Below are 23277 nucleotides of genomic sequence, written 5' to 3' on the forward strand. Positions count from 1 at the left end.
TAGACCATCCTACGACTTCTCGGCGAGGTAGTCCGCCCAAGTACGTGTGCCGGTGGTGGCGCCGACCAGGCTCAGATTCTCCGCCGCGCGATAGGCCCGACCCACCTTGCCCGGCATCCGAATCGGCAGGTGCAGCCGGCGCTTGCCGTGGCTCTGGAGGTAGCCGTCAACCAGCTCGCCCATGCCATAGACGGTCGGCCCCGCCAGATCCGGTACGGCGCCTGCCGGCTCACCCATGGCCAGTTCCGCGATCCGGTCAGCCACGTCCCGCTCGTCAACCGGCTGAAACCGCAACCCACCCGGCACCGGCACCACCGGCAGCCCACCCATCTTCTGCGCAACCGCGTAAGTAAGGCTGTTGAACTGAGCCGCCCGAAGAATCGTCCACGGCACCCCGGACGCCCGCACCGCCTGCTCAGCCCCCAGCTTCTCCCGGAAGTACCCAATCGGCATCGTGTCGGCCCCAATCACCGAGATATGCACCAGATGCCGAACCCCCGCCGCCGCAGCCGCCCGCGCCAGATTCCCCGCCGCCAGCGCATCCCCCTTCGCACCACCGGCCAGATGAACCACGGTGTCGATCCCGCTGACATCCAGTCCGCCGTCCACCAGCAGATCGCCCCGCACGTGCTCGACCCCGTCCGCGTTCACGCCCCCACGCCGGCTCAGCACACGCACGTCGTACCCGGCCGCCGTCAGTTGCGGAACCACCAACCTGCCGAGCGTCCCCGTCCCACCAGTCACCAGAATCGTCATCATCACTCCTCAGCGATCGTCTCTGATCTGCTGACGGATCCCCCGCAGACTCTGTGACCAACTGTGTCCCAGCTCACCAGCCGCGGCCCCGGCACGCGGTAAATTGCAGACCCGGCGTTGGAGGCGTCATTGGAGATTCGGCTGCTCGGTCCGGTTGAGGTACAGGTCGGCGACGCGCGGCTGGAGATCGGCTCCGCCAAGCCCCGGCTGGTCCTTGCGGTGCTGGCCGCATCTCCTGGAACCCTGGTGCCGGTCGAGGTGCTGATGGATCGGGTCTGGGGGCAGGAGCTGCCCGGCCGTCCGGCCGCGACGCTGTATCCGTACCTGAGCAAGCTCCGCAAGGTGCTCGAGCCGGCCGGCATCGAGATCGTACGGCGATCTGGCGGCTACCTCTGCGATGTCGCGGCAGCCGATGTAGATGTGGCGAGGTTCCGCGATCGGGTGCGGGCCGCGAAGGAATCCGATCAGTCGGGCGCGATCGAATTGCTCGACGAAGCGCTCGCGTTGTGGCGAGGTCGGCCGCTGGCTGATCTGTCGGGCGACTGGGTGGACAGCTTTCGGGCAACGCTAAGCCAGGAACGGCTCGCCGGGTGGCTAGGGCTCGCTCGACACCGGGAACGGGCGGGGAGCCTCGACCTGATCGCGGACGAACTGCTCGCGCTGACCGAGGACTACCCGTTGTCGGAGCCGCTCGCCGGGTACGTGCTGAGTGCGCTGACGCTCGCCGGGCGACGGGCCGAGGCCCTCGACCACTACGCAGGACTGCGGGAGCGGCTGGCGGATGAGCTCGGTGTGGAGCCCGGGCACGAACTCAGCGATCTGCATACGACCTTGCTCCGCAGCCCACCGGCCCGGTTGGCGGAACCGCGCCGCGATACCACTGCCGCCGTACCGCGCCAACTGCCTGCGGTCGCGCGGCCCTTCGTCGGTCGGGTGGAGCACCTGAAGCGGCTCGACGAGCTGGCCGACACGGTGGGAGTCGGCGCCGAAGGCGCGGCCGTGGTTGCGGCGATCACCGGCCCCGGCGGTATCGGCAAGACGACGCTGGCAGTGCACTGGGCGCATCAGGTGGCCGGGCGTTTTCCCGATGGACAGCTCTACTTGAATCTCCGCGGCTTCGACCCTCTCGGTACGCCGATGCCGCCCAGCGAGGCCGTCCGCGGTGTGCTGGATGCACTCGGACAACCGCCGCAGGACATTCCGCCCGGCTTGGAGGCGCGGGCCGCCTTGTTCCGCAGCCTGGTGGCCGGCCGGCGCGTGCTGGTGCTGTTGGACAACGCGCGCGATGCCGAGCAGGTCCGCCCGATGTTGCCGGGTGCCGGCGGCTGCCTGGTGCTGGTCACCAGCCGCAACGCGTTGACCGGTCTGGTCGCCGAGCGCGGCGCCGAGCCGATCTGCCTCGACCTGCTCGCTGCAGCCGACGCCCGGGCCCTACTGCAAGCCCGCCTGACCGAGGAACGACTCGCAGCCGAACCGACCGCAGTCGACAACCTCCTCCGCCCTTGTGGCGGCCTGCCACTGGCACTCGCCGTGGTCGCCGGTCGCGCAGCCCGATACCCCACGCAACCACTGGCCGAGCTGGCAGACCAGATGGCGACCATCCAGGGTCGACTGGATGCCTTCGACACCGACGATCCGAGGACGACGATCCGAGTCGTGTTCGATTCGTCGTACGACGCCCTCGAACCGGAAGCCCAGCGGACCTTTCGGCTGCTCGGGCTGCATCCGGGCCCGGACATCTCCCTGACCGCGGCCGCAAGCCTCACCGGCAACGCCGAGGTACACATCGCCTTACGCCAGCTAGAGGCGGCTCATCTGGTGACCGCGCAGAACGGCCGCTACGGCATGCACGACCTCGTCCGCGTCTACGCCGCCGGCCTCGCGGAGTCCGACCCCGACCGCCCAGCCGCCGCCCGCCGCATGCTGGACCACTACCTGTGGGGCTCGTACACGAGCGAGCGGTCGTTGACCCCACATCGCACTCCGCCTCCTCTGGTACCGCCGCCCGTTCAGCCTGGCGTGCGGCCCGATGAACCGGCCGACATCGAGGCGGCCGTGGCCTGGTTCGCCGCAGAACGCCCGATCCTGCTGAGGATCGTCCAGTTCGCCGCGACGACGGGCCTCGACGCGGCTGTGGTCCAGCTCAGTGACACGTTCGGGACATCCCTGTGGCAGCGGAAGTTGTTCGACGAGTGGATCACGGTCGAGGACCTCGCGCTGTCGGCTGCGGAGCGGCTCGGGGACCGGGCGGCGGTGATCATGGCCCGTCTGGGGATGGGCAGGGCCTGCATCGGCCTGGGCCGGTACGCGGACGCGAGCTGTCATCTCGAAGCCGCCCTCGAGATCGCCCGTGACAGTGGTGATCCGGTCAGCGAGGCGCAGTGCCACCAACTGATGGCCGCGCTCCATGAACACCAACTCGACTACGCAGCAGCCAGGCGGCACGCCCAGGAAGCCTGCGAACTCCACACGCGTCTTGGCAACGCGGCCGGCCGTGGAGGTTCGCTGAACCAGGTTGGCTGGTTCAGCGCACTGCTCGGCGAGTACGACGAGGCTGTGTCCGCCTGTCAGGCGGCGATCGCGATCGCCACCGAGATCGGCAGCGACAGAGGCCAAGGGGCCGCCTGGGACAGCCTCGGCTACGCGTACCACCAGACGGGCGATCACCGCGATGCCGTTGACGCCTATCGACATGCGGTTGCGGCCTGGAGAGACGCCGGTGACCAGCATTTCGTGGCCGATACCCTCGCGCACCTCGGCGACGCACTGGAGTCGGCCGGTGATCACGCCGCCGCTCGCCGTACCTGGCGACAGGCCCTCGACACACTCGCCGGCTTTGCCGGACCGGCCGCCGTACAGGCCCGTAGCGCTCTTGCTGAGCGGATGGGGGCCTCAAGGTAAGTCGAAGCTTTTCCCAAGCGCCTGCTGTTTGAGTCGTCGCACCGAAGCAACGGCACAGAACAGGAGAGCGACATGATCAAACTGGCATCGGCAGGCCGCGTACTCGCGGGGGCTGCTCTGGTGGGCTCGTCACTTGCGGTCGTCAACATGGGCGCGGCCCACGCCATCGACTGCAGCCAGTCCTTCCCGGACCGCGACACGAACAGCGTCCTGTGGACCGACGGATCCGTGCCGTACCACACCGGACCGGCCGGTCAATGCGCATCCGTCAACAAGTCCGGTCACGCGAACATCTTCTGCTACAAGTACAACGAGTTCGGCAATCTCTGGTACTACGCGAAGGACACCTCGTCCGGCTACAAGGGCTGGGTGTTCTCCGGCAATGTCGCCAGCACGGCCGGCGGTCCCCACGCGCGCTGCTGACTTCTGGCCTCTCCTCTGTCAGCATGTGCAGGCTGTTGTTGACGGGGGAGAGGTTTCGGGGTGGCAGAGATACGTCTGCTGGGGGCGGTCGAGGTGTGGGCCGATGGCGTGGAGGTCGACATCGGGTCTGCGAAACCGCGGATGGTGCTTGCCGCTCTCGCGGTGGCGGCTGGAGACGTCGTACCGACTGCTGTGATCGCCGACCGGGTGTGGGGCGGGCGCCCGCCCAAGCAACCGGCGGCGACGCTTTATCCGTATATCAGCCTGCTCCGCAACGCGCTGCGTCCGGCGGGCATCGAGATCGTACGCCGTGGTGGTGGTTACGTTCTTGAGGCTCAGGACGAGGTCGTCGACTCGGTGCGGTTGCTGCGGGTGCTGGCCGAGGCCAGGGCAGGGCGAGCGACAATTGCCGAGTTGGGCGAGGCGCTTGCGTTGTGGCGGGGTGTTCCGCTCGCGGGGATGGACAGTTGCTGGAGTACGGCGTACCGGGCTGAGCTGTCGAGTGCGCGGCTGTCGGCGTGGCTGCTGCTGGCGGAGCAGGCGGAGCATGCGGGGCAGCTCAGCGGATTGGCGGATGAACTCGCTGGGCTCGTCGGCGACTTTCCGTTGTCGGAGCCGTTGTCCGGCTATCTGATTCGGTCGTTGACACAAGCGGGGCGCCGCGCCGAGGCTTTGCAGCAGTACGTCGAGTTGCGCGAGCGGCTCGTCGCCGAACTCGGTGAGGAGCCGGGTGACGAGTTGCAGGCGCTCCACTTGTCGGTCCTCCGCCGCGATCCGATCGGTCGGGCTCGCGAGGTGCCGCGGCAACTACCGTCGACCACGCGGCATTTCGTCGGCCGGGCTGTCCAGTTGGAGGCCCTTGACAGGTTGCTCGCCGGTGGCGACTGGGTTTGCGCCATCGCTGGCACTGCTGGGATTGGCAAGACCACACTCGCGCTGCACTGGGCTCATCGAGTCGTGGATCGGTTTCCGGATGGCCAGTTGTTCGTTGACCTGCATGGCTTCGACCCGACCTGCACGCCAAAGGATCCGGCCGATGCGGTGCGCGCCTGTCTCGATGCCCTCGGCATCCATCCGACTCGGGTGCCCGAGGGGCTGGAGGCCCAGGCCGCCTTGTTTCGCAGCATTGTTGCGGGTCGGCGATTGCTGATCGTTCTCGACAACGCCCGGAACGTCGAACAGGTGCGGCCACTGATCCCGGCAGCTCCGGGCTGCGTTGTCGTGGTCACCAGTCGCAACCTCCTGACCGGGCTGGTCGCTGAGTTGGGCGCCCACGCGATGACGCTAGACGTGCTCAGTCCTGCGGAGGCCAAAGCGTTGCTGTCCGATCGGATCGGCCCAGGTCGGGTCGACGCCGAGCCGGGCGCTGCGGCCACGCTCGCCGAGCGATGCCACTTTCTTCCACTGGCCTTGTCGGTGTGTGCGGCCGAAGCCGCGCATGCGCCTGACCGGCCGCTGGCGAGCTTGGCCGACCACCTGACCGGCGACAGCAACCGGCTCGATCGACTCGACACCGCAGACCCGATGACCTCGGTGCGCACAGTCCTGTCGTGGTCGTACGCCGCACAGGATCCTGCCGAACGGCGTCTGTTCCGGTTGCTCGGCCTGCATCCCGGACCGGAGATCTCCCTGGCGGCGGCAGCAAGTCTCGCTGGTGCGACTTCGACCGAGACGGCTCAGCAACTGCGTCGACTCTGCCAGGCAACCCTGCTCAACAGCCCTGCCCACGACCGCTACTCCCACCACGACCTGCTCCGCGCGTACGCGGCCGAGGTGGTCGTCGCCGGGGAGTCCCACGCTGCCCGCCGGCGTCTCGTCGACCACTACCTCCACACGGCGTATCGAGCAGTTGGGCGGCTCAATCCAGGTCGGGACGAGTACACGCTCGGCGCACCCGGCCCGGACGTGGAACTCGAAGACATCAAGGACGTCGAGCAGGCACTCGCCTGGTTCGCCGCGGAACTCGCCGTCCTCGTCAGAGTGATCGACCTGGCGGCGAGCGCCGGTCTATGGGCCCGGTGCTGGCAGCTAGCTGATCTGACCGCCACATATCTCGGGCGCCAGGGCCGCTGGCGTGATGCGCTCGCCATCATTCGCGTCGGTCTGTCGTCGGCCCAGCTGCTCAACGACCCCACCGCGCTCGGGCTGGCTCACCGTGGCGTCGCCTACTGCTCCGCCCGGACGGGCGACTATGTCGAGGGTCGGCACCACCTCCGTCGTGCGCTCGAACAGACGCGAGCGACCGGTTGCCGCCTTCGCCTGGCGTACGTTCTGGGAATCGGGGGATTCGTCGCTGCCCGCGGCGACCGCTACGCGCTCGCGCTTGGCTACGCCGAGAACGCCCTTGCGCTGTTCGTGGCGCAGGGATCCCGGCGCGGTCAGCTCCGTACCCTCGAATCGATCAGCTGGTACCTGGCACGGCTCGGCCGGCTGGACGACGCAACCACCCACGCCCGAGCGGCTCTGCGGATCGCCGATGAACTCGGCGACGGCAAATCCGCGGCCGGCGTCCACGCCACCCTCGGCTATCTGAGTCAGCGAGACCGCCGCCACGACGAGGCGGCCCGCGCGTACCAGCACGCCGTACAGCTGTCTCGCCGTCACGGCGACAGGCCGTACCTCGCGAACGCCCTGCAGTCGCTGGGCGAGGTCCACGCCGACCTCGGCGCAGCCCGCGCCGCCAAGGTCGAAGCACTGCGCATCTTCGAGGAACTCGACCACCCCCAAGCAGAGTCCCTCCGCGCCGAACTCAGCGCTGGGTAACCGGCACAAGCAACTCCGAAGGTTCTCCGAAGGTCGCCCCGGCAGGCTCTGTCTCGACAATCGCCCAACCGGAGGAACATTCTGATGAAATCCACCCGGCGCATCGCCGCACCCGCCGCTATTGCCCTTGCCCTGCTTGTTGTCTCGACCGGGCCGGCTGCGGCCGCCGCTGAGGTTTACGTCGAAGCGGCCGCTACGCTGGACGGGAAGTGGAAGGCGCTTGGCACCTATTACCGCAATCTTGACGGTACGGTGAACGACCAGCTCTGTGTCCGCACGTACAACTCGGTGGCCGGGGCCGAGTCGTACGCCGCGATCAAGGACGCGCACACCGGCGAGTTCTACGCCTGGGTCTTCGACACTCAGGCCACCGACGGGGAACCGGCCTGCACCCCACGCCGCGACTTCCGGCTCGCCGGCAAGGATTTGGTGCTCATCGTCGAGCACAAGAACGCTTCCGGCAACCTGGACGCCAGAAAGACGAAGCCCTTCACAGGCTGACGCCCACGCTGTCCTGACCACGGGTTGGGACGGCGCTTTCTGGGGGCTTTCCGCGCAGTTTCGGGGGACTGCGCGGGGCCTTCGGGCGCGGTTAGCGTCGCGCCATGGTTGAGATGACATCGGAATCCAACGGACTGTCACGTCGACGACTACTGAAGATCGCGGGGGCGGCCGGGCTCGGCGGTGCCGCCGGTCTGATCCTGCCCGGTCAGGCGACCGCGGCGACGGCTGCGCTGGTGTCCAGGAACTACCTGGGCGTGACCAGTTGCGATCTGTACTACGAACCGGACGGCAAGGCGCGGAGCTTCAGCTTCGAGTCGAACTTCTACAACCAGCTCAGCTCGTGGCGAAGCTACCTCGACTCCAACGCTCCGACCTCGTGGGGAGCGCCGACCCGGGTCTACTCGTACGGTGCCTATACCGACAAGCCGGGGATGCACGGGGCGGGGCGGGCGTTCGATATCGGGCGGATCATGTTCGAGAACAGCAGTGGCACGCGGCAGTGGGTCAGCATGCGGTACGACGTCTGGCGCGGTTACGCGAACGCCGACTACTGGAAGCGCCGCTACTGGGGTACCGCGGCGGGTCTGATGCGCCGCTTCCGGCATGTGCTCACGTACATGGACAACCGGGAGCACTGGAACCACATGCACGTGGACAACGATCTGTACGGCGAGTTGGGCGACTGCAAGTTCACCACCAGTTCGTCGTCCCAGACGTACATCGTCCAGGCCGCGTGCCACCACGCCTGGGGTATCTCCACCGTGGTCGACGGGGACTGGGGCCCGAAGACGCAGGCGAACTCCACCGCCGTTCTGCGCCGGATCGGGCGGCCCTCCGGCACCATCACCGACAAGGCCAACTTCCAGGCGTTCTGTACGGCGTCGTACCGCAAGGCGCTCGGGACGCAGGCCTACTGACCCGCCGATCCTGAGCCGTCGCCCCCACCATCACCGATGATGGGGGTTCGGCTCGGGGAGGCGTGTGTGCGATTCGAAGTACTGGGGACTGTCCAGGCGATCGTCGACGCGCAGGTGGTGGCTCCGATCTCGGAGCTGCGCCGCCGGCTGCTCGCTGTTCTTCTGGTCAGAGCGAATCGCGCCGTACCGGTCGAGACTCTCGCCGAGGCGCTGTGGGGCGACGAGCCACCGAACAGTCCGTCGAACAGTCTCCAGGTCCACGTGCACCGGTTGCGTCAGGTGCTCGACCGCCCGGAGCGCCTCCGTGGCGTTCCGGGCGGTTACCTGTTGGAGGTCGGCCCGGACGAGTTCGACGCTGTCGAGTTCACCGACCGGCACACCGCGGCCCGGAACGCGGTCGCGGCCGGTGAGCTCGAGCGGGCGGTACCGCGGTTCCGGTCGGCGCTCGCGTTGTGGCGCGGGACGCCGTACGGCGATGTGACCGAGCCGCGCGTCGTCGCGGCCGAGGCCAACCGGCTCGCGGAAGCCAGACTGATCGCGTACGAGGAGCTGTACGACGCCGAACTCGCACTGAGCCGGGCCCGCGAGATCGTGCCCGAGTTGACCGAGCTGGTCGCGTCGTACCCGCTGCGGGAGCGGATCGTCGGTCAGTTGATGCTGGCCCTGTATCGGTCCGGCCGGCAGTCCCGGGCGGAGATGACCTACCAGGCCACTCGGCGTCGACTCGCCCAGGAGCTCAGGGCCGAACCCGGCCGCGCACTGCGTGAGCTCTTCGAATCGATTCGCTCCGAGAACCCGGAGCTCGACGGACCTCCCGCCCGGACCGGAGCGACGCCGGCGCAGCTGCCGCCCGCGCCCGGTGCCTTCCTCGGCCGCGAAACCGAGCTGGCCGCCCTGGATGCGGCAGCGGACGGTCCGATCGTCCTGTCCGGGATGGCCGGGGTCGGGAAGACCACGCTGGCCTTGCACTTCGCCCACCACGTCGCCGACCGGTACGGCGACGGTCAGCTGTACGTCGATCTGCGCGGACACTCACCGGCTCCCGCGCTGGAGCCACTGGATGCCTTGGGTCATCTGCTCCGCGGACTCGGCCGGGAGCAGGTCCCGGAGTCGGTCACCGACGCAGCCAACGAGTACCGAACGCTGATCGCTGGGCGCAAGATGCTGATCCTGCTGGACAACGCGGCGTCGCCCGAGCAGGTGCGCCCGTTGCTGCCGGCTGGTTCCAGCTGCCGGACGCTGGTCACGAGCCGCACCCGGATGACCGGACTCGTCGCCCGCGAAGGTGCGCACCGGCTCGAACTCGGCACGCTGGAGATGGCGGTGGCTCGAGACCTTCTGAACCGGCTCCTCGGCACCCAGCGGGTCGAGGCTGAGCCGGCGCCGGTCGCCGAGTTGATCGAGGCTTGTGCCGGTCTCCCGCTGGCCTTGCGGATCGCGGCCGCCCAGCTGACCGACGAGCCACATCGCACCATCGCCGACTACCTCCTCGAGCTGCAGGAACGCGGGCTCGCCGCGTTCGCCCTGTCCGACGACGAGCAGTCCGCGGTCGCTGGTGCCTTCGACCTGTCGTACCACCGGCTGGAGCCAGCAGTACGACGGCTGTTCCGGCTCGCCGGTCTGGTGCCCGGACTGGACTTCACCGCTCCCGCAGTGGCGGCCATGAGCGGGCTGTCCGCAGCTGACGCGCGGGCCGCGCTCCGGACGCTGACCGGCGCGCACCTGGTCGACGAGCATGCGGCTGGCCGCTATCGCTTCCACGACTTGCTCCGTGACTACGCACGCAGCCGCGCTCTGACGGAGGAGACGGAGCCGCAACGCGCCGACGCGATGAACCGCCTCTGTACCTGGTACTACCGTGGCCGCGAGGTCGCCGCCCGGCTGCTCATCGCCTGGCGTCTCGAACCACCATGCCCGCCACTGCCCGACGTACCGGTGGTGCAGCTTGCCTCCCGGACCGAAGCCCGTGGCTGGCTGAGGGACGAGTTCGACAACATCCACGCCGCGATCCGGGACTGTGCCGACCACGGCCCCGTGCACTGGTGCTGGCATCTGGCGATCGGCGTCGTCGCGGACATGGAGCGGTACGGCCGGCGGGTCGACGTACTGTCCATGCTGGACATGGTCGTGACGGCTGCCCGCGCTGCGAACGACCAGCAGGCGGTCGCGCTCTCCCTCGGAGAGCTCGGCATCACCAGCACCGGCATCGGTCGGCCCGTGGATCCTGAACAGATCACTCAGCTGGTCACCGCGGCCGAGCAAGCGGGTGACGACGCCATCCTGGGTTTCGGCCTGTACGCCGCCGGGACGATCGAGCTCCGCCGTACCGATCGGCCGGCTGCGCGTGAATATCTCCAGCGCGCCCGCGAGGTCCAAGAGCGTGCCGACGACACCGTCGGCCAGTCGCTGACGCTCCTCCAGCTGGGTTTTCTCAGCTACCAGGCGGGCGACCTCGGCTCCGCCGTCGACGCTTGGGAGCGATCGGTCGACCTGGCCGGCGAGGAGGCGCCGAGCATCGCGGTCGCCGGGGTGCTCTACGCCTGCCACGGCCGGACGACGCTGGGCCGTCTCGACGGGATCGACGAGCTGTTCGAGCGCGGCCGGCGACTGGTCGAGGAGCTGGACGACACGACCAGGCAGTGCGTCATCGGCTATCTGCGAGCGAGCCTGCTGCGCGACACGGGCCACCCGCGCGAAGGCAGAGACATGCTGCTGGCAGTGCGTGAGTTGGCCGACGAGCTCGACGTGATTCGGCCTCGCGCGCTCATTCGCAACGAGCTCGGGTTCTGTCACCTCATGCTCGGTGAGTTCGCTGCAGCACGCGAGGCGTTCGAGGAAGCCGCCGAGCTGGCGAGCGCGGACCTGCTGCGCGAGTACCGCGCCCACGCCGTTCGCGGACTCGCCGTCACCGCACTGGCCGGATCGGACCTCGACTCGGCCGAGTCACTCGCCCGAGATGCCGTCGAACTCGCGACTGGCTCTGACCGTATGCAGGAGGGCGAGGCAATCGTCGTACTGGCTCGCGTCAAACAGGCTCTCGGCGAAACCGAGGCCGCTGGCGAGCTTGCCGCTCAGGCCCTGTCCATCCTGGAGGAAACCGGCTACGCCCTCGGCATCGCCCGGGCTCACCACGCCCTAGGCGAAATCCGCGCCGATCGTGCCCACCTCCTGAAGGCCCTGCATCGCTTCGAGGCCTTCGGCTCCCCTGAAGCCGCCACCGTCCGCAAATCCCTCACCGACGTGTGAGAGCGGACCGCCCCCACTCACTAACCTTCGTCGGCTGGTCGGGATCACGCTCAGAGGCTGGTCCCTGGCCGGCGTTTTGGGGACTTGGTGAGTGTTGGCGGTCCGGGCTCAGCCGACGTGGATGCCGGGGCGGCGGGTTGGGTCCGACTCGTGTTGGCGGATGATTTCGCGGACTACGGGGGCGGTGTCGCCGCGGCCGAGGATCAGGTAGCGGAGGAGGTGGCTGAGGGGGTTGCCTTCGGACCATTCGAAGTGGCAGTGCGGGAGTACGTCGGTGGTGTCGCGGAGGGCGAGCAGGATGGCGGCGATGGCGTTGGGGACCGCGGGGCTGTCGGCGCGGAGGATGCGGTGCCCGTCGATCTCGACTCCGGTCACGCGGAGGACGTCGCTGAAGGTGGAGGGGTCGACGACGTCGATCTCCAGGAACAACACGTCGGTACGGCGGGGGACGGGGTCGGCGTCGCGGACGTCGGCCTCCTTCGCGGCGTACTCGGCGGCGTCGCCGGCCTGGCGCTGGTTGGCGATGATGTTGAGGATGCCGTCGTTGCGGATCGAGTCGGTGATGAAGGCGCGGGCCGCGTCGTCGAACTCGATCCGGTCGGCGCGGAGTTCGGTGGTGCGGGAGACGCGGGAGATCAGCGAGACGGTGATGATGCCGGCGATGAACAGGCCGGAGATGGCGATGCCGTCGGGCTTCTCGATGATGTTCTCGACCAGCGCGTAGAGCAGGATCAAGGTGAGAACGATGAAGGCGATGGTGGCCTTGCGTTGGCGCCGCCGGAGCGCGGAGATGGCGACCGCGACCGCGCCGGAGACCATCATGACCAGGATGCCGGTCGCGTAGGCGCCGGCCTGGGCGTCGACATCGGCGCCGAAGGCGATGGTGATCGCGATGCTGATCGCCGTGTAGACGAGAACGACCGGGCGGACCGCGCGGCCCCACTCGGGTGCCATCCCGTACGACGGGAGGTAGCGCGGCACGATGTTGATCAGCCCGGCCATGGCCGAGGCACCCGCGAACCAGAGGATCAGCACGCTGCTCAGGTCATACGCCGTACCGAAGGCTTCGCCGAGCTTCTCGTGCGCGAGGTAGGCCATCGCGCGACCGCTGGCCTCGCCGCCGGCCTCGAATTCCTTGGCGGGGATGAGCACAGTCGTGATGAAGCTCGTGGCGAGCAGGTAGACGCTCATGATCAGCGCGGCCGCCGTGAGCAGCTTCTTCGTGTTGCGGATCCGGTCGGCCAGCTTCTGTTCGGCGTCTTCGCCCTCGGCGGCGACCAGCGGCATCATGCTCACACCGGTTTCGAACCCGGACATTCCCAGCACGAGCAGTGGGAAGGCGACGATGGCCGGTCCGACGACTCCACCGATCCCTTCCCGGCCAGCGGTCAGCGCATCGACCCAGGCGTCGAACGCGCCGGGAACCGTAGCGACGTCGTACAGGCCGACGACGACGATGACGGCGTTGAGGGCGAGGAAGACGCCGACCAGCGGGATGGCCACGCCGACCGCTTCGCTGAAGCCGAGCAGGAAGACGCCGCCGAGGATGAGCAGCAGTACGACGGTGACCGCGACCTCTTGGCCGTGCAGGAAGTCCGGCGTGTACGGGTTCTCGATGAGGTGCACGGTGGCGTCGGCCGAGGAGAGCGTGATGGTGATGATCCACGACGTCGCCACGAAGCCGAGCAGTACCAGGACGAACAGCTTGCCGCGCCAGAACGGCAGCAGGTTCTCGAGCATCGCGATCGAGCCCTGCCCGTGCGGACTCTCCTTGGCCACCCGCCGGTACATCGGCAGCATCCCGAGCAGCGTCAGGGCAACGATCAGCAAGGTCGCCAGCGGCGAGAGCGCGCCGGCGGCCAGGGCGGCGATCCCGGGCAGATAAGACAGCGTCGAGAAGTAGTCGACACCGGTCAGACACATGACCTTCCACCAGGCCTGCGGCGGCGCGTGGCCCTCGCTCGCTTCCGGCCCGACCGGCTGCACCCGGTGCTGCAGCAGCCAACTCGTCAGCCCGCGCCCGGCGGCCGCCTGCTCATCCGGCCCCTTGACGACAGCAGGGACGACGTACTCGTCTGGAGTGGTCACGCGGGTCAGGATGCCCGATGCATGGGGCACGTCGAAATCGGTGTTAGAAACTTGTGAGAATCGCTGACAAGGGCTTGAAGTATTGAGCCGTGGGACGGTCGCCGGGGTAGCTGACAGGATGAGGATGTGACCAAGGACGAGGACCTCACGGTGGAGCAGGCGCGTCGCGCGGAGGCGGAAGCCGAGGCCGCAGCGGAGGCTGAGGCGGAACGCGTCCGTCAGCACATCGAGGATGCCACTGCCGATCCGGCGGTCCAGACGGAGTGGATCCGCCAGGCCAACCTCATGTACGGCGGCCTGGTCGCGGCCGGCCTGGTGATGGTCCAGCCGTTCCTGACCGAGACCGCACTCGACTTGTCTGCGCTGATCTGCGTCATCGCCTTCGCCGTCGCGATTCCGCTGCTGGCCGCCCTCCTGGTCCTGAACCGCCAGGAGGAGTTCCGGAGCCGGGCCACCCGGTCGCGACCGGTTGCGACGGCCAAGGCGATGGCCCAGGGCGCGGCGTTCGTCGGTCTCACGGCTGGTTTCTGGCACATGTCTCTCATTGCGGGGATCGTGTTCCTGGCCACGGCCGTCGTCGCGGTCGGGGTGCATTCCTCGGGATATGTGAATCTGGAATACGACTCGCGATTCCGCTCGAGGTTCCGTCGGTCTACATCAGACCGGACTGCCAAGCCCAAATAGCGATCTCGGTCCGATTGCGTACGCCGAGCTTGTTCTGAATACCGGCCACATGGCCTTTGACGGTGCTCAGCGAGATGAACAACTCGGCCGCGATCTCGTGATTGGTGCGCCCGCGCGCAATTGCCCGAATCACCTCGGCCTCACGATCGGACAACGGCTTCCTGGCTTGGCTCACCGGCGGCGTGAATTGCCGCAGCAGTCGCGCCGTGATCGAGGGCGACACGAGCGCATCCCCAGCATGTGCGGCCCGAACCGCCTCAGCCAGCAAGGCCGGTCCGGCGTCTTTGAGGATGAACCCGGCCGCCCCGCCGCGCAGCGCGCCGTACACGTATTCATCCAGATCGAACGTGGTCACAACGACTACCTTCAACGGCTCCGGTACGTCGGGTCCGGCGAGCGCGCGAGTCACCGCGACCCCGTCCAGCCGTGGCATCCGGATGTCGACCAGGCACACGTCCGGTCGCAATTCCCTCGCCAGCGCGATCGCCTCGACACCGTCCGCGGCTTCGGCGGCCACGCGGATATCGGGCTCGTTGTCCAGGATCAGCCTGAGGCCGTTGCGAACCATCGCCTGGTCGTCGGCCAGCAGCACGCTGATCGTCATCGGGTCGGCCCGAGTGGAAGGGATGCGGAGACGGCCCATCCTTTGGCGGCGCGAGGGCCGACGGTCAGGGTGCCGCCGAGCGCCTCGACGCGCTCCCGGATTCCGACCAGTCCGAATCCGGCCCGCTTGTAGCGCACAGGACCAGCCTCGGCGTCGTCCAGTACGTCGACGGTGACCTCGCGCCCGGTCTGTCGCACGTTCACCGTGACGGCGTCGGCGTGGGGAGCGTGCCGGGCGACGTTGGTGAGGGACTCCTGCACGATGCGACAGACGGTGGTTGTCACTTCCTGCGGCCACTCGGGTTCGCTGTCGGGGAGGCTCAGCTGCGGTGTCGGCCCGTTGAAGCGTTCGACCAGTTTTGCTAGTTGGGCCAGGCTCGTCGGACCGGAGACTGCGTCGCCGTCTCGCAGCAGTCCGACGACTCGACGCATCGCCGTCAGCGCCTCGGCACCGGCAAACTCGATGCCCGCCAGCGATTCGTCGTACAGGTTTGGTTGCCGACGGCCCGCAATTCGCGCACCCTGCGCCTGGAGGACGATGCCGGCGATGTGGTGGGCGACGACATCGTGCAGTTCTCGGGCGAGGTCCACCCGCTCCTCCTGCCGGATCCGCGTGGCGATCGCACGTCGCCGTACGGCGCGCAGTCTTAGCCAGGTCCCGATGGATACCGCGCCGAGCCAACTGATCACGTTCATCGTGGCGATGCCTGAGCCGTAGTTGAGCCCGAGCGTGCCGGCCGCGACCAGCAACCCGGCGGCCGCGACCACGCCTGCTTGTATTGCTGACAGCCTCGCGACCGCTTCGCCGACCAGCACGGCAAGGGCCAGCGCCATCGCCGGCCCTGGTTCGGTCGGCAGATCCGCCATCCACGCAACCCCCATGGTCACCGCCGCTGTGGTGAGCCCTGCGATCGCCGTACGCCATCGATTGCGCCTGCGCAGCAAGACGATCACGCTCGTCACCGCGCCCGCCGCAGCGTCAAGAATCCAGTACGTCGGCCCCCAGACGACCGCGAGCTGGTACGCCGTGAATCCGAGTAGTGCGGTGAGCAGGCCGCCCAGCGCGATGTCTCTCGCCCAACGCATCTGCCCAGCGTACTTTCGGGCGGTACCGGCGCAGAACCGGCCGAAAGTACCGTCCGGAACGTACTTCCGGCCGCTACCTCTCGCCGTACGGTCTCAGCAGGGTTGACCTCATGCCCACCTCATCAGGACAGCCGCGGATCCCGGAGCTCGACGTCATCCGCGGCTTCGCGCTGTGCGGGATCCTGCTCGCCAACGTCCAGCCGATCTCCGGCGGTCGCACGACCGCAGCGTCTACCGGCGTCGACGGCTCCACCTGGCTCGGCTTGCTCGTCGAGCAGCGGTTCATGCCGATCTTCGCACTCCTGTTCGGCATCGGCTTCTCACTCTTGCTCCGCTCTGCCTCCGCCCGTGTGGAGCGCCCGCGGATTCTGCTCTTGCGCCGTCTGCTCTGCCTGCTAGCGATCGGCGCCGCCCACTTCCTGCTCCTGTGGTGGGGCGACATCCTCTCCACTTACGCCCTGGTCGGCCTGCTCGTCCTACTCCCGTCAACCTGGCTGCCACGGTTCGCTGTGGCGACCTTGGGGCCGGTGTTCCTCCTCGTTGCGTTAGCCACCGGCGACGGTCGCTTCACCCTCACCGCAGCCCTGTTCCTCATCGGCTCAGCCTTGGTCCGCTACAACGTCATCGACCGCCTACCTAAGCCCGGCTTGGTCACCACCCTCGGGCTCGCTGTGGTCGCCGTACCAGTCCTGCTGTGGCAGACGACCGTCCAGCCTGGGGATCGGGCTTTCGCGCTGGCGTTGGCCGCCGGCGGTCTGCTCGTCGCGGCCTTCTACATCTGCGTTCTGCTCTTGCTCTTGAGGACTCGCCTCCGTGGTGTTTTGCAGGCGATCTTCACCCCACTAGGCCGAATGGCCCTCACCAACTACATCTCGGCAACCGCCCTGGTCCGGGCGATCGTGGCGGTCTTCGATCTAGACGCGATCACGACGACCGACGTCGTACTGATCGCCGCCGCAATCCTCACCACCCAATGTCTCTTCTCCACCCTCTGGCTCCGCCACTTCACCCAAGGCCCCCTCGAATGGCTCTGGCGCTGGGCAACCTGGACCCACCGCCGACCTATGCTCAAGACTTGGCAGAACGAACCGCGGTAATCGTCGGAGCGGGCATCGGCGGGCTAGCCGCCGCGATCGCCCTCCACCGACGCGGCTGGACCGTCAAAGTCCTGGAACGCGCCCCAGCCCTCCGCGAGGTAGGCGCCGGCATCTCCCTCTGGCCCAACGCAACCCGCGCCCTGGACCTACTTGGCGTAGGCGACCAAGTCCGTGCCTTCAGCGCAGTAGAAGGCCCAGGCGGCTTCCGCGACCACCAAGGCCGCTGGCTCTTCCGCTCAAACCTCCAAACCCCCTATGGCAACACCCTCATGCTCCGCCGCCCCCACCTCCTGGACATCCTCCGCCAAGCCGTCCCCACCGAAGCAATCGCCCTGAACACCACAGCCACCGCAGTCGAGTCCGTTGGCAACCAGGTGCTCGTCACCCACAACGGCGTACAGACCTCAGCCGATCTCCTAGTAGGCGCCGACGGCCTCCACAGCACCGTCCGCGCTTCCCTCTGGCCCGACGCCAAACCTCCCGTGTACGCCGGCTACACCACCTGGCGCCTCATCGCCCCACCCCTGGACCTCGACTCCGACGTCGCCGAATCCTGGGGCCGAGGCGAACGGGTAGGCCTCTTCCGCCTAGCCGACGAGTCCATCTACACCTACCTAATAGCCAAAACCCCACCGGGCACCCAGTACCCCGACAACCGCGCCGAACTCCAACGCCGCTTCAGCCATTGGCACGACCCAATCCCGACCATCCTCAACACCGTCACCAACGCCGACATCCTCCACCACGATATCTACCGCCTCCCCGCCCTACGCACCTACGTCGCCGGCCGCGCAGCCCTACTAGGCGACGCCGCCCACGCCATGACCCCCGACCTAGGCCAAGGTGCCGCCACCGCCCTGGAAGACGCAGTAGACCTAGCCGATGCCGTCGACAACGACATCACCCAAGGCCTCCACCGCTACAACGACAACCGACGCCCTCGAACCCAAGCCATAGCCCGCCGCGCGTCCACGTTCGCCACCTTCGCCCAAGCCTCCGGCCCCCTAACCGTCCCCCTCCGCAACACAGCCACCCGCCTCCTCCCCGAGCGCCTCTTCCAACGCGCCAACCAACCCCTCCTCACCTGGCGCTCGCACGAGCACTGAAAACGGTTCGGCAGCCGGGTTGAGCGGTTGCTAGGGTCGCCGACATGCATCGCATCATCACTCCGCCCTCCGCCGCTTAGCGGACGGCATTCTTAGCGCGCCCGGGTTGTGACCCGGGCTTCTTTGGGCTGTTCGCAGACGCCCCAATCTCTTCGTGCGAACACCCTGGAGTGTCTGATGCACCACCGTCTCGCGCCGTCCTCGGCGCGTGGTCTCCTGTACGTCGCTGTGGCCGGAATCGCCTGGGGTACCGGCGGCCCCGCCGGCGCCCTGCTCTTCCAGCACAGTGGCCTGAACTCGACAGCAATCTCTTTCTGGCGCCTAGTCGGCGGCGCCGTCTGGCTGGCCGCAGTCTGCCGGTTGCTCGGGCGGCGCCGGATAGGCCGCGAGTTCGCGGCCGCCCCGCTGCGTTATCTTCTGAGCGGCGTCGGCCTCGCCGTTTGCCAACTCGGCTATTTCGCCGCCATCCCGCGCGTAGGCATCGCCGTCGCTACCGTCGTCTCGCTCGGCGTAGGCCCACTCTTCATCGCCTTGGGCGCTCGCGAGCGCATCACCGGCGCCTTACTACTCGCAGTACTCGGCCTCGCCCTCCTCGTCTGGGGGAATGGAGGATCCGGCAGCGCGTCCATCCCGGGCATCGCCTTCTCGCTCGTGTCAGGTGCCGGTTACGCGCTCAGCACCCTGCTCAACCGCAACCAGCAAGACCCAGTCACGAGCGCCATGCTCGGCTTCACCACCGGCGCCCTCATCCTGTTGCCCTTGGCAATAACAGCAGGAATCACTCCGTCATCGTCCAGTTGGCCGTTGATCGCCTATTTCGGCCTCGTTCCAACCGCGCTCGCCTACACGACGTTCTATCTAGGTCTCAAGGCGATCCGTGCGTCGACCGCGGCCGTCGTCGCGCTGATCGAACCCCTCCTGGCCGCACTGATCGGCGTACTGGCGTTCAATGAGCACCTGACACCCCTCAGTCTCGTTGGCGCAGCCGTACTCCTCGTCGCGGTCGTCCTCCAAGCTCGCCGCGAGTAGGTACGGGCGCGGTACGGGCAGCGGGACGGCGGGGGTGCTTTCTAGGGTCGGCGGTCAGGCTGATTACTAGAGAAGGACTTGTGTCTTGCGTAAAACCATCTTGTCTGTCGCGGTGGCGTTCGTCGTCGCCGCGACTGGGCTTGTTGTTCTTAGTTCGTCGTCCGGGGCTGCTGTTGGTGATGTGCCGGATGACTGTGCGGTTGCTACGGCGGCTTACCGGTCTGATGGGCAGCGGCTTGGGTATCGGTATGAGCGGAACCATGACTCGCCGGCTCAGGTGTTGGCGATCGAGGGGGACAGGCTGCCTTGGGTGCCGACGTCGGTCACGTTGGGGAACCGGTGGGGTGGGGGCGGCGACAGCTTCAATCGGCTGGAGTTTGCGGTGCATCCGAGTGACGGCTATGTGTATGAGTTGGATCGAGCGGCCGAGCGGGGCGACGACCATGTGTGGCGGATGACCAAGAACACGGCCAAGCGGCTGACTGGTGGGTTCGCCGGGACTCGGATCATCGCGTACGCGTATCCCTACCTGTATCAGGTCAAAGGCACCGCGCTCTATCGGTACACGTTGACCTCGGAAGGGCTGACTAGTCGGGTGAAGATGCCCGGTACGGCGTGGGACACGGTCAAGACGCTGGTTTACGAGCGCGCGGGCGGAACCGACGCCGTACCGGTGCATGTATTGATCGGTACCAAGGCCAACGGGGAATTGAAGGAGTGGCGGATCAAGGCGACTATCGCCCCGCCCACCAGCATCCCCTCGTCCGTACTGCGGTCGACCGGTTGGGGCTCGTTCACCAGCGTCTCGACCGGTGTCTGCGAGACCCACCTCAGCGGCCGGGCGCTGCTCGGCATCGCCGCGACCGGTTCTGTCTCCGTGTACTTCGACGCCAACGCCAAGGACTGGGACGGCACCGACATCAAGGGCGGCTCCCTCGGCGACCTCGATTGGACTGCTAAGGCCTACGGTCAGACGGGCGCCGGGATGTGACAGACGGTTTCCAGGCCAGCGCCAGCACGGCGAGCGGCCAGATGACGCTCACGTAGGAGTAGCCCTCCAGGACCCTCGACCAGGTGACTGAGTCGCCGTGCAGGTGTTCCAAATGGAAGAGGCTGTGCGGTACGGCGAAGGCCAGGTAAGCGACCAGTGCGACGAGGACCAGCCTGCGCTCCATCCAGATGGTCGCGGCAGCGAGCATGACGCCGAGCCCGAGGGTGGCGCCGCCGAAGTCGCTGAAGAGATGCTCGCTGTACGGCGGCGTCCAGTCGACCGTCGGAACTTCGTTGTAGAAGTTCTCGGGGAAGAAGGTCGTCCACACCCCGAGGGTGAGTTCGAACGCCGCCAGCACGAGCAGGCTCAATCGGACGAGCACCCAGCGCGTGGCAGGAATTGTCGACATGTTGTTCTCCTTTGAGGTCACCAAATCCAGACACCCCGGCCCCGCCGATGTGTGACATCGGCGGGGCTTAACGTTTTCGCGGTCGATGACTCCTACTTGTCGAGAGGCCGTCGTCCGGGCGGTTCGGGAGTGAAGGGAGGAGCCGATGAGTCTCCTGATCGCGGGGATCGCGGCTGGGCTGATCAACGTGCTCGCGTTGTGGGTGCGTGAGCGGCACCGGCAGCGCCGGATCCCCAAGGTGGGCGGAGATCGACAACCCGCGGGCCTATCTGCGGGTGGCGATCCGCAACGGCTACTACCTGCAGCAACGCGGTGGGCGCCGCGAGGTCCTCGACCGTGCTGGTGGTCGAGGACGACAGCACCCTCGCCGAGCTTCTTGCCCGCCTTCTGGAGCTGAAGTTCGACGTCGTGGGTATCGCCTCCCGCGGTAACGATGTTCTTCCGATGGTTCGCCGGCACCGGCCGGATGTCATCACGATGGACCTCGGCCTGACGGATGCCGACGGGACCGATCTCACGACGATCATCACCCGCGAGCACCCGTCGTCCCGAGTGGTGATGGCGACTGCGCGGAGCGGACGTCGAGACCTGATGAGGGGGCTCGCAGCCGGGGCGGTCGGCTTCTTGACCAAGCCCTTCAGCGGCGACGAGTTCCTGGCCACCGTCGAAGAGGCCGCCCGCGGCGGCTTCCCGATCGCCGCCCAGACCCACCTGTCCGCCGAGGAGATCATCGAGACCCAGGAGCTGATCGTCGAGAAGATCAACCTCCGCAACGCCATCGAGAACCGCTGATCGTTATCGGCGTGGAAAGGTTTCCATCAATCGATGGAAACAGTTCAACGACGACCGCTATCCTCCCCCCGTGACCGACCTTCGGTGGATCCCGGAGCAGTGGCGCCGGTTCGACAGCGCTGTCCTGTACGGCGTGATCGGCGTACTGCTGTTCGCCGGGTCGCTGGTGCCCGCGTTGCACGGCCAGGGGACGGTGCTCGGCGGGATGCCGAACCGCCCGTTGGACCTGCTGGCCGTCGTGGCGGTAGGACTCCAGTGCGTGCCGCTCGTCAGCTGCCGCCGATCGCCGATCGCCTGTCTCGTGCTGGTGTCGATCGGCTTCGCCCTCGATCAGCTTCGCGGCTACCACTCGTTCGCGGGCACCGCCTTCGCGCTGGCGGTGCTGAATGCCGGGTGGCGTCTGGAGCGAGGCCGCCGTATCACCGTGCTGGCGTTGTCTGCGGGATACCTGCTCCTGGTCGCCGGGTTCCGCCTTCTCGGCGGTGGCGAGCCGCCGGGCGAGTTCCTGACGTTCTACCTGGCCATGGCCCTCGCCTGGGGCATCGGAGCCTGGCTGCGCTCCACGCGGGCGCTGGAGGCTGAACGCGCTCGCCTCCTGGCCGAAGAGACCCGCGTCGCCGAGCGTACCGAGCTCGCGCGCGACCTCCACGACATCGTGACCCACCACGTGACGGCCATGGTGATGCAGGCTGAGGCGGCCCGATATCTACCGTCGGAGCGGCTCGACCAGTCACTGACGTCGGTCGCCGACTCGGGCCGTCAGGCGATCACCGACCTGCGGCAGTTGCTCGACGTACTCGATCCCGGCGATCCTGGCGATGCCGGCCCACGCGATCTGCGCGCGCTCGTTGAGCAGACGCGGCGGGCCGGGCAGCCGGTGGAGTTCACCGAGGAGGGCACGCCAAGCGCAGATCCGGTGGCCTACCGCGTCGTGCAGGAGGCGCTGACCAACGCGCTCAAGTACGCGCACGGCAGCCGCACAGCGGTTCAGGTGCGTCACGACCACCAGCAGATCGCCGTTGAGGTGACCACGGACGGCTCCGGCACGGGTGTTGCCTCACCCGGCGGCAGCGGACGCGGGCTCGCCGGGCTTCGCGATCGGGTCGACATTCTCGGTGGTGACTTCAGCGCGGGCAAGCGAAAGGGTGGCGGCTTCGTGGTCCGGGCCAGGATTCCCGTCGGAACACCGTCGTGATCCGGGTCCTCGTTTGCGACGACCAAGTGCTGCTCCGCACCGGACTCGTGACGATCATCGACGCTCAGCCGGATCTCGAGGTGGTCGGTGAGTGCGGGGACGGCCGCACTGCGGTCGACCTTGCGGGCAAGGTGAACCCGGACGTCGTGGTGATGGATGTGCGGATGCCGGTACTCGACGGCATCGAGGCGACCCGGCTGCTGGCCGGTGCCGGTGTGCCGAATCCCGTCAAGGTTCTGGTGGTGACCAACTTCAACCTGGACGAGGCCGTCTACCAGGCGCTGCGCGCCGGCGCGAGCGGCTTCCTCCTGAAGGACACACCCACAGCGCAACTCCTGCAGGGCATCCGGACCGTGGCGACCGGCGCGGCGCTGCTCGACCCCGAGGTCACACGTCAACTGGTCGGCAAGTACGCCACCCGGATCCGGCCGGCCGACGGCGAACCGCAGGACATTCCGCTGACGTCGCGTGAGTTGGAGATCCTTCGCCTCATCGCGCTGGGCCTGTCCAACCAGGAGATCGCCGAGACCCTGACGATCAGCCGGGAGACCGTCAAGACTTTCGTCTCGCGCATCCTCGCCAAGCTGGGGCTCCGCGATCGCGTCCAGGCGGTCGTCTACGGCTACCGCCACGGCATGCTCGACTGACTCCGTCCCGCGCTCACCCGGAGTCCTGCTCGTCACCCCA

19 protein-coding genes are annotated in these 23277 nt (G+C 67.7%); 14 read left to right on the forward strand and 5 right to left on the reverse strand.

Annotation, left to right across the window (positions count from 1 at the left end):
- Nucleotides 1-9 precede the first annotated feature (9 nt).
- A complete protein-coding gene (locus ABD231_RS24070) occupies nt 10-756 on the reverse strand; it encodes an SDR family oxidoreductase (protein WP_344156150.1) in 747 nt (248 codons plus the stop codon).
- Between the two features lie 129 nt (nt 757-885).
- Between ABD231_RS24070 and ABD231_RS24075 the strand changes: the two genes are divergently transcribed.
- The 6 genes from ABD231_RS24075 (at nt 886) to ABD231_RS24100 (ending at nt 11510) form a co-directional block, all read left to right on the forward strand.
- Entirely contained in the window at nt 886-3657 is a 2772-nt protein-coding gene (locus ABD231_RS24075) for an AfsR/SARP family transcriptional regulator (protein WP_344156152.1), read from the forward strand.
- 72 nt (nt 3658-3729) lie between these two features.
- The gene (locus ABD231_RS24080; protein WP_344156155.1) at nt 3730-4080 is read left to right on the forward strand and encodes a hypothetical protein; all 351 of its coding nucleotides are present in this window, start codon (nt 3730-3732) and stop codon (nt 4078-4080) included.
- A 60-nt stretch (nt 4081-4140) separates the two neighbouring features.
- On the forward strand, nt 4141-6843 hold the full coding sequence (locus tag ABD231_RS24085) for an AfsR/SARP family transcriptional regulator (RefSeq protein ID WP_344156158.1): 2703 nt from the start codon (nt 4141-4143) through the stop codon (nt 6841-6843).
- 84 nt (nt 6844-6927) lie between these two features.
- Nucleotides 6928-7344, forward strand: a complete 417-nt coding sequence (locus tag ABD231_RS24090; RefSeq protein WP_344156161.1) for a hypothetical protein — start codon at nt 6928-6930, stop codon at nt 7342-7344.
- A 104-nt stretch (nt 7345-7448) separates the two neighbouring features.
- A complete protein-coding gene (locus ABD231_RS24095) occupies nt 7449-8264 on the forward strand; it encodes a twin-arginine translocation signal domain-containing protein (RefSeq protein WP_344156164.1) in 816 nt (271 codons plus the stop codon).
- 66 nt (nt 8265-8330) lie between these two features.
- Complete coding sequence (locus ABD231_RS24100) at nt 8331-11510, forward strand: AfsR/SARP family transcriptional regulator (protein ID WP_344156167.1); 3180 nt, start codon at nt 8331-8333, stop codon at nt 11508-11510.
- A 108-nt stretch (nt 11511-11618) separates the two neighbouring features.
- On the opposite strand, the gene ABD231_RS24105 is transcribed toward ABD231_RS24100, so the two are convergent.
- Nucleotides 11619-13598 (reverse strand): APC family permease, encoded by a 1980-nt coding sequence (locus ABD231_RS24105; protein ID WP_344156170.1) that lies wholly within the window; start codon nt 13596-13598, stop codon nt 11619-11621.
- Nucleotides 13599-13724: 126 nt separating this feature from the next.
- On the opposite strand from ABD231_RS24105, the gene ABD231_RS24110 reads away from it, so the two are divergent.
- Nucleotides 13725-14282, forward strand: a complete 558-nt coding sequence (locus ABD231_RS24110; RefSeq protein WP_344156173.1) for a hypothetical protein — start codon at nt 13725-13727, stop codon at nt 14280-14282.
- Here the strand turns inward: ABD231_RS24110 and ABD231_RS24115 are convergent.
- Both ABD231_RS24115 and ABD231_RS24120 read right to left on the reverse strand, forming a co-directional pair.
- On the reverse strand, nt 14251-14886 hold the full coding sequence (locus ABD231_RS24115; RefSeq protein ID WP_344156176.1) for a response regulator: 636 nt from the start codon (nt 14884-14886) through the stop codon (nt 14251-14253). The two genes, ABD231_RS24110 and ABD231_RS24115, sit on opposite strands and share 32 nt — an antisense overlap.
- Nucleotides 14883-15971 carry a sensor histidine kinase gene (locus tag ABD231_RS24120; protein ID WP_344156179.1) on the reverse strand — a complete coding sequence of 363 codons (1089 nt, stop codon included), beginning with the start codon at nt 15969-15971 and terminating at the stop codon, nt 14883-14885. The genes ABD231_RS24115 and ABD231_RS24120 overlap by 4 nt, the downstream gene beginning before the upstream one ends.
- Nucleotides 15972-16081: 110 nt before the next feature.
- Here ABD231_RS24120 and ABD231_RS24125 point away from each other — a divergent pair, with 110 nt between their 5' ends.
- The 4 genes from ABD231_RS24125 to ABD231_RS24140 all read left to right on the forward strand — a co-directional run bounded on the left by ABD231_RS24125 (nt 16082) and on the right by ABD231_RS24140 (nt 20194).
- Nucleotides 16082-17068, forward strand: a complete 987-nt coding sequence (locus tag ABD231_RS24125) for a DUF418 domain-containing protein (RefSeq protein ID WP_344156182.1) — start codon at nt 16082-16084, stop codon at nt 17066-17068.
- Nucleotides 17047-18174 carry an FAD-dependent monooxygenase gene (locus tag ABD231_RS24130; RefSeq protein WP_344156185.1) on the forward strand — a complete coding sequence of 376 codons (1128 nt, stop codon included), beginning with the start codon at nt 17047-17049 and terminating at the stop codon, nt 18172-18174. The genes ABD231_RS24125 and ABD231_RS24130 overlap by 22 nt, the downstream gene beginning before the upstream one ends.
- A 177-nt stretch (nt 18175-18351) precedes the next feature.
- Nucleotides 18352-19203, forward strand: a complete 852-nt coding sequence (locus ABD231_RS24135; protein WP_344156188.1) for an EamA family transporter — start codon at nt 18352-18354, stop codon at nt 19201-19203.
- 85 nt (nt 19204-19288) lie between these two features.
- Nucleotides 19289-20194: a hypothetical protein gene (locus tag ABD231_RS24140; RefSeq protein ID WP_344156191.1), complete on the forward strand. Its 906-nt coding sequence runs from the start codon at nt 19289-19291 to the stop codon at nt 20192-20194.
- Here the strand turns inward: ABD231_RS24140 and ABD231_RS24145 are convergent.
- Entirely contained in the window at nt 20160-20603 is a 444-nt protein-coding gene (locus ABD231_RS24145; protein WP_344156194.1) for a hypothetical protein, read from the reverse strand. The genes ABD231_RS24140 and ABD231_RS24145 overlap by 35 nt on opposite strands.
- A 336-nt stretch (nt 20604-20939) precedes the next feature.
- Here ABD231_RS24145 and ABD231_RS24150 point away from each other — a divergent pair, with 336 nt between their 5' ends.
- The 3 genes from ABD231_RS24150 to ABD231_RS24160 all read left to right on the forward strand — a co-directional run bounded on the left by ABD231_RS24150 (nt 20940) and on the right by ABD231_RS24160 (nt 23237).
- Nucleotides 20940-21395 carry a response regulator gene (locus ABD231_RS24150; RefSeq protein ID WP_344156197.1) on the forward strand — a complete coding sequence of 152 codons (456 nt, stop codon included), beginning with the start codon at nt 20940-20942 and terminating at the stop codon, nt 21393-21395.
- 70 nt (nt 21396-21465) lie between these two features.
- Entirely contained in the window at nt 21466-22590 is a 1125-nt protein-coding gene (locus tag ABD231_RS24155) for a sensor histidine kinase (RefSeq protein WP_344156200.1), read from the forward strand.
- A complete protein-coding gene (locus tag ABD231_RS24160) occupies nt 22587-23237 on the forward strand; it encodes a response regulator (protein WP_344156203.1) in 651 nt (216 codons plus the stop codon). The genes ABD231_RS24155 and ABD231_RS24160 overlap by 4 nt, the downstream gene beginning before the upstream one ends.
- Nucleotides 23238-23277: the final 40 nt, after the last annotated feature.

Origin of the sequence: Kribbella yunnanensis (genome assembly GCF_039529655.1) — a bacterium.
Lineage (GTDB): Bacteria > Actinomycetota > Actinomycetes > Propionibacteriales > Kribbellaceae > Kribbella > Kribbella yunnanensis.